The organism is Mycobacterium sp., from assembly GCF_032159765.1.
Taxonomy (GTDB): domain Bacteria; phylum Actinomycetota; class Actinomycetes; order Mycobacteriales; family Mycobacteriaceae; genus Mycobacterium.
The window spans coordinates 1-6,261 of the sequence record NZ_JAVHWM010000202.1 but is presented as its reverse complement, the minus strand read 5'-3'; the positions used below and the strand labels follow the sequence as shown (position 1 = coordinate 6,261).

Genomic DNA, 6,261 nt, shown 5'->3' with positions numbered 1-6,261 from the left:
TCGCCGCCGTCGCCGCCGCAAGTCGGGCTCCGGTGACGACAACGGCACCGGCTCCCCGGACGATCCGCCCAACACCGTCGTGCACGAGCGGGCGCCGCGGGCCCAAAAAGACAAGGCCGATCGAGATCAAGCCAACAGCGAGATCCAGGGCATCAGTGGATCGACCCGGCTGGAGGCCAAGCGGCAGCGCCGCCGGGACGGCCGTGACGCGGGCAGGCGCCGTCCGCCCATCCTGAGCGAGGCCGAATTCCTTGCCCGGCGCGAAGCCGTCGAGCGGGTGATGGTCGTCCGCGACAAGGTCCGTACCGAGCCGCCACACGAGGGCGCTCGGTACACGCAGATCGCGGTCATGGAGGACGGCGTCGTCGTCGAGCATTTCGTCACGTCGGCGGCATCGGCCTCCCTGGTGGGCAACATCTACCTTGGCATCGTGCAGAACGTGCTGCCGTCGATGGAGGCCGCGTTCGTCGACATCGGCCGCGGCCGCAACGGCGTGCTCTACGCCGGTGAAGTCAATTGGGACGCAGCAGGTCTCGGCGGCGCGCAGCGCAAGATCGAGCAGGCACTCAAGCCGGGCGACTACGTCGTCGTGCAGGTCAGCAAGGACCCCGTCGGGCACAAGGGTGCGCGGCTCACCACGCAGGTGTCATTGGCCGGCCGCTATCTCGTGTACGTGCCTGGCGCATCGTCGACGGGGATCAGCCGCAAGCTGCCCGACACCGAGCGCCAGCGGCTCAAGGAGATTTTGCGCGAGGTCGTGCCGTCCGAGGCCGGGGTGATCATCCGGACCGCATCGGAGGGCGTCAAGGAAGATGCCATCCGCGCCGACGTCACGCGCCTTCAGGAGCGCTGGGCGCAGATCGAGGAGCAGGCCGTAGAGATCAAGGGCAAGGCGGCGGGCGCGGCAGTCGCGCTCTACGAGGAGCCCGACGTGTTGGTAAAGGTCATCCGCGACCTGTTCAACGAGGATTTCACGGGCCTGGTGGTCTCCGGGGACGACGCCTGGACCACGATCAATGACTACGTGAATTCCGTTGCACCCGAACTGGTTCCGCGGCTGAACAAGTATGAGCCCGCTTCGCCGGAGGGTCCTGACGTGTTCGCGGTGCACCGCATCGATGAGCAGCTGGCCAAGGCGATGGACCGCAAGGTGTGGCTGCCGTCGGGCGGCACGCTGGTGATCGACCGGACCGAGGCGATGACGGTCGTCGACGTCAACACCGGCAAGTTCACCGGCTCGGGCGGGAACCTCGAGGAAACCGTCACCCGCAACAACCTCGAAGCCGCCGAGGAGATCGTGCGGCAGCTGCGTCTGCGCGACATCGGCGGCATCGTCGTCATCGACTTCATCGACATGGTGCTCGAATCCAATCGCGACCTGGTATTGCGCAGGCTGACCGAGGCGCTGGCCCGGGACCGCACCCGTCATCAGGTGTCGGAGGTGACGTCGCTGGGCTTGGTGCAGTTGACCCGCAAGCGTCTGGGCACCGGCTTGCTCGAGGCGTTTTCCACGTCCTGCCCGCACTGCGCCGGTCGCGGCATCCTCCTGCACGCCGATCCGGTGGATTCCACGACCACCGGCCGCAAGGAGACAGGCGGCCGCCGCGGCAAGCGGTCGCGCAAAGGCCGCGCCGACGAGCCGGCGATCGCCAAGGTGCCTACGCACGCGCCCGGCGAGCACCCGCTGTTCAAGGCGATGGCCGCGGCGCGCACCGAAGAGGGCGACGACCTCACTGACGAGGACGTCGACGAGGCAGTCGAGAGGCCCGGTGTGGTGGCGGATGCGATCCGCGAAATCGCCGACGAGGACCTCGAAGACGACGACCTCGACGACTCGGACGAGGACGATTCGGACGAGGACGACGCTGACGACGATTCCGAGGACGACGACGAGATCGACGTCGACCTCGATGAGGACGACGAAGACCTGGACGACGACCTCGAGATCGAGTCTGACGACGAGGACTCCGACGACGAGTCCGACGAGGACGACGAGTCCGACGATGACGACGAGGACGAGGACGAAGAGCTCGTTACGGCGCAGGTGGCGGCTGCCCAGGCGAGGCGGCCGCGGCGCTCGGCGGCTCGGCCAGCTGGCCCGCCGGCTCACGAAGCTTGAGCACTAGCAGCGTGGTTGCTCTTCGCGCAAGCGGCTCATCGGCGTGGTTTGACCCTTAAGGCGCTGGTCACGTAACCTTGACCAGTTGTCGCCAGGCCTGACCGGCGGCGAAACCCAAGACCCGCACGCGCAGCCCGGGTGGCGCGCGCCCCGAGGAGCAGAGTGATGTACGCAATCGTCAAGACCGGCGGCAAGCAGTACAAGGTTGCCGCAGGCGACATCGTCAAGGTGGAGAAGCTGGACGCCGAACCCGGCGCCAAGGTGTCGCTGCCGGTGGCGCTGGTTGTCGATGGATCTGACGTCACCACCGACGCGGGCAAGCTCGCGAAGGTCGCGGTGACGGGCGAGGTGCTCGAACACACCAAAGGCCCGAAGATCCGCATCCACAAGTTCAAGAACAAGACCGGGTATCACAAGCGGCAGGGTCATCGTCAGCAGCTGACCGTGCTGAAGGTCACCGGGATCAAGTAGAGGAGCGACAGATGGCACACAAGAAGGGCGCATCCAGCTCCCGCAACGGTCGCGACTCGAACTCTCAGCGGCTTGGCGTCAAGCGGTTCGGCGGCCAGGTGGTCAAGGCCGGCGAGATCATCGTCCGTCAGCGCGGCACCCACTTTCACCCCGGCGACAACGTCGGGCGCGGCGGCGACGACACGCTGTTCGCAAAGGCCGCGGGCGCAGTCGAATTCGCCGAGAAGCGTGGCCGCAAACTGGTCAACATCGTTCCCGTCGTGCGTTCGGCGGACTAGCTCCTCGCGCATTCTCGCCCGCCGCGCCGAGATTCACGTTTTGCAGCTGGTTACTCGCACTTCTTCTGCATAGCGTGAGTTTCGATTGAGGAGGACGCATCCATGTCTCGCTTTGTCGACCGCGTGGTGATACACGTGCGGGCCGGCGACGGCGGCAACGGCTGCGCATCGGTTCATCGGGAGAAATTCAAGCCTCTTGGCGGTCCTGACGGCGGCAACGGAGGACGCGGAGGCAGCGTCTACCTGGTCGTCGATCCGCAGGTGCACACGCTGCTCGACTTCCACTTCCACCCGCATGTGTCCGCATACTCGGGCAAGCAGGGTCAGGGTTCTCACCGTGACGGTGCCGCAGCCGACGATCTTTACCTCAAGGTTCCCGACGGGACCGTCGTGCTCGACGACGACGGCCGGCTGCTGGCCGACTTGGTCGGCACCGGAACAACATTCGAAGCGGCCCAAGGCGGCCGCGGCGGGCTGGGCAACGCGGCGCTGGCGTCGCGCGCTCGTAAGGCACCGGGGTTCGCGCTGCTCGGTGAGCGGGGCCACACGCGCGACCTGACGCTCGAGCTCAAGACGGTGGCTGACGTCGGGCTGATCGGGTTCCCGTCGGCGGGCAAGTCGTCGCTGGTCTCTGTGCTGTCGGCGGCCAAGCCCAAGATCGCCGACTACCCGTTCACCACGCTGACGCCCAATCTCGGCGTGGTGTCGGCGGGCGATCAGACGTTCACGATCGCCGACGTTCCCGGCCTCATCCCCGGCGCGTCCGAAGGCCGCGGGCTCGGCCTGGAATTCCTTCGCCACATCGAGCGATGCGCGGTGCTGGTGCACGTCGTCGACTGTGCGACGTTGGAGCCCGGTCGCGACCCGGTGTCCGACATCGAGACGCTGGAGGCCGAGTTGGCGGCGTATTCACCTCGGCTGCAAGGAGATTCGGCGCTGGTAGACCTGTCCGAGCGGCCGCGTGCGGTGGTGCTGAACAAGATCGACGTCCCCGAGGCGCGAGAGCTCGCGGAGTTCGTGCGCGACGAGATCGCCCGCCGTTTCGGTTGGCCGGTGTTCGAGGTGTCGACGTTGACGCACGAGGGTCTGCGGCCGCTCACGTTCGCGTTGTTGGACATGGTCACCCGCTACCGCGCCGAACATCCCGCCGCCCCACCGCGTCGCCCTGTCATCCGGCCGGTGCCCGTCGACGAGAGCGGTTTTACCGTCGAGCCGGACCCCGAACAGCGCGGCGCGTTCGTCGTGCACGGTGTGAGACCCCAACGTTGGGTCAGCCAAACGAGTTTCGACAACGACGAGGCCGTCGGATATCTCGGCGACCGGCTGGCGCGGCTGGGGGTCGAGGACGAATTGCTGAAGCTGGGCGCAGCGCCCGGCTGTGACGTGACGATCGGTGACGTCACGTTCCAGTGGGAGCCCCAGACACCGGCAGGTGTCGAGGTGATCCCGTCGGGCCGCGGCACCGACGTGCGGCTCGAGCGCTCCGACCGGGTGTCGGCCGATGAACGCAAGGCGGCGCGACGGGAGCGCCGCAAACACGTCGATGAGCGCTTGCGCGAAGAGCATCCGGCCGGAGACGAGCAGTGACGTCGCCGCATCGGGAAGCGGTGCGCACCGCGCGCAGCGTCGTGGTCAAGATCGGCACCACCGCGTTGACCACCTCGACGGGGATGTTCGACGTCGGCCGGCTCGAGAAGCTCGCCGACGCGATCGAGACGCGGATGAAGGCCGGCTCCGACGTCGTCATTGTGTCGTCGGGAGCTATCGCCGCCGGACTCGAGCCGCTCGGATTATCACGTCGCCCTTCGGATTTGGCCACCAAGCAGGCTGCGGCAAGCGTCGGCCAGGTGGCCCTGGTGAACTCGTGGAGTGCGGCGTTTCGCCGCTACCAGCGCGCAGTGGGCCAGGTGCTCCTGACGGCGCACGACATCGCAATGCGGGTGCAGCACACCAACGCCCAGCGCACATTGGACCGGTTGCGTGCCCTGCACGCGGTGGCCATCGTCAACGAGAACGACACGGTCGCCACCAACGAGATCCGGTTCGGCGACAACGACCGACTCTCTGCGCTCGTAGCGCACCTGGTGGGCGCCGATGCGTTGGTGCTGTTGTCCGACGTCGACGGGCTGTATGAGTCAGATCCGCGAAAAGGTAACGCGCGCTTCATCTCTGAGGTCACCGCAGCCGCGGACCTCGACGGTGTGGTGGCCGGTCGTGGCCACCATCTCGGGACTGGCGGGATGGCGTCGAAATTGTCGTCGGCGCTGCTGGCCTCAGACGCAGGGGTGCCGGTGCTGTTGGCGGCCGCGTCCGACGCGGCGACGGCACTGACGGAGGCTTCGGTGGGCACGGTGTTCGCGCCGCGCGCCGCCAGGATGTCGGCGCGCCGGTTCTGGGTGCGTCACACCGCCGAATCGGCGGGTTCACTGATCCTCGACGACGGCGCGGTGCGCGCGGTCACTGCCCATCGTCGTTCGCTGCTGCCGGCCGGTATCACCGCGCTGACCGGCCGGTTCTTCGGCGGTGACGTCGTGGAGCTGCAGGATCCCGCTGGCACGGTGGTGGCCAGGGGAGTGGTGGCCTACGACGCGGCCGAGCTCGCGACGATGATCGGCCGTTCGACGTCCGAGCTGCCGACGGAGCTCCGCCGGCCCGCTGTGCACGCCGACGATCTCGTCGCCGTTTAGGCGCCAGGCTGGGAGGTCACGGCGTCGGCAGCAGGTCGGGGGTCACGATCTGCAGACTGCCCTTACCTGCGGGGCCGCTGCCGGTTACCAGAACTGCTCCCGAACGTGGTTCCACCGCGACAGAATTCGGTTGCCGGACGGTGGGGACGTCGCCAAGTGTCCGAGGTTTGGCGGGGTCGGCGAGATCAACGACTCGCAGGAGGTTGGACGCTGTAAGCGTGACGAACAACCGTCGACGCTGTGCGTCGTACGCCAGCCCGTAGGGATTGCCCGGGGCGTCGACCTTGGTAACCTGGGTGATCTGCGGATCAACGCGGTCGATCAGGACCGCCCCGCCGTCGGTGTCGGCGAACGCAGCGAGGTCACCTGAAATCCCCACGGCGTGAGTCAGTTTCACCCCGACGGGCGCTTGGGCGACCTGCTGGCGCGTGTCGCCGTCGTAGACCCATACGCCGTTGCCCTGCACGTCGGCCACCGCGGCGTATCTGCCCACCGCGGCCACGCCTCCCGGCTGCACCGGACCGGCAGTCAGCGACCCCACGACACGCCCCTCGCGCACGAACACCACGCCACCACCCATCTCGCTGGTGACCACCACGGTGCCGCTCGACGTGAGGACAGCGTCGTGCGGTTGACGGCCGACACCCGTCGCCGTTGACAGCACCCGCCCGTCGTTCAGCTGGACTTCGGACAACTCGTCTGAGGA

Annotated in this window: 6 protein-coding genes; 5 read left to right on the top strand and 1 reads right to left on the bottom strand. The window is 67.6% G+C overall.

The genetic code is table 11. The features are described from left to right. The 5 genes from QOH60_RS25960 to proB all read left to right on the top strand — a co-directional run. Window positions 1-2,119 (top strand): Rne/Rng family ribonuclease (locus QOH60_RS25960; RefSeq protein WP_526424761.1); only part of this gene is annotated, 2,119 nt, incomplete at its 5' end. Between the two features lie 165 nt (window positions 2,120-2,284). Continuing rightward, window positions 2,285-2,590, top strand: coding sequence for a 50S ribosomal protein L21 (gene rplU, locus QOH60_RS25955; protein WP_526424760.1), 306 nt, complete (start codon window positions 2,285-2,287; stop codon window positions 2,588-2,590). Window positions 2,591-2,601: 11 nt separating this feature from the next. Further along, window positions 2,602-2,868 carry a 50S ribosomal protein L27 gene (gene rpmA / locus QOH60_RS25950; protein ID WP_526424759.1) on the top strand — a complete coding sequence of 89 codons (267 nt, stop codon included), beginning with the start codon at window positions 2,602-2,604 and terminating at the stop codon, window positions 2,866-2,868. Between the two features lie 102 nt (window positions 2,869-2,970). Further along, complete coding sequence (gene obgE / locus QOH60_RS25945; RefSeq protein WP_526424758.1) at window positions 2,971-4,455, top strand: GTPase ObgE; 1,485 nt, start codon at window positions 2,971-2,973, stop codon at window positions 4,453-4,455. Further along, entirely contained in the window at window positions 4,452-5,555 is a 1,104-nt protein-coding gene (gene proB, locus QOH60_RS25940) for a glutamate 5-kinase (protein ID WP_526424757.1), read from the top strand. The genes obgE and proB overlap by 4 nt, the downstream gene beginning before the upstream one ends. 16 nt (window positions 5,556-5,571) lie before the next feature. Here proB and QOH60_RS25935 read toward each other — a convergent pair. Continuing rightward, window positions 5,572-6,261, bottom strand: a 690-nt coding sequence (locus tag QOH60_RS25935; protein ID WP_526424756.1) for a YncE family protein, incomplete at its 5' end; no start/stop codon positions are given.

Coding starts and splice junctions, on each gene's coding strand:
- rplU (WP_526424760.1), top strand. CDS start 2,285: ATGTACGCAATCGTCAAGACCGGCGGCAAGCAGTACAAGGTTGCCGCA.
- rpmA (WP_526424759.1), top strand. CDS start 2,602: ATGGCACACAAGAAGGGCGCATCCAGCTCCCGCAACGGTCGCGACTCG.
- obgE (WP_526424758.1), top strand. CDS start 2,971: ATGTCTCGCTTTGTCGACCGCGTGGTGATACACGTGCGGGCCGGCGAC.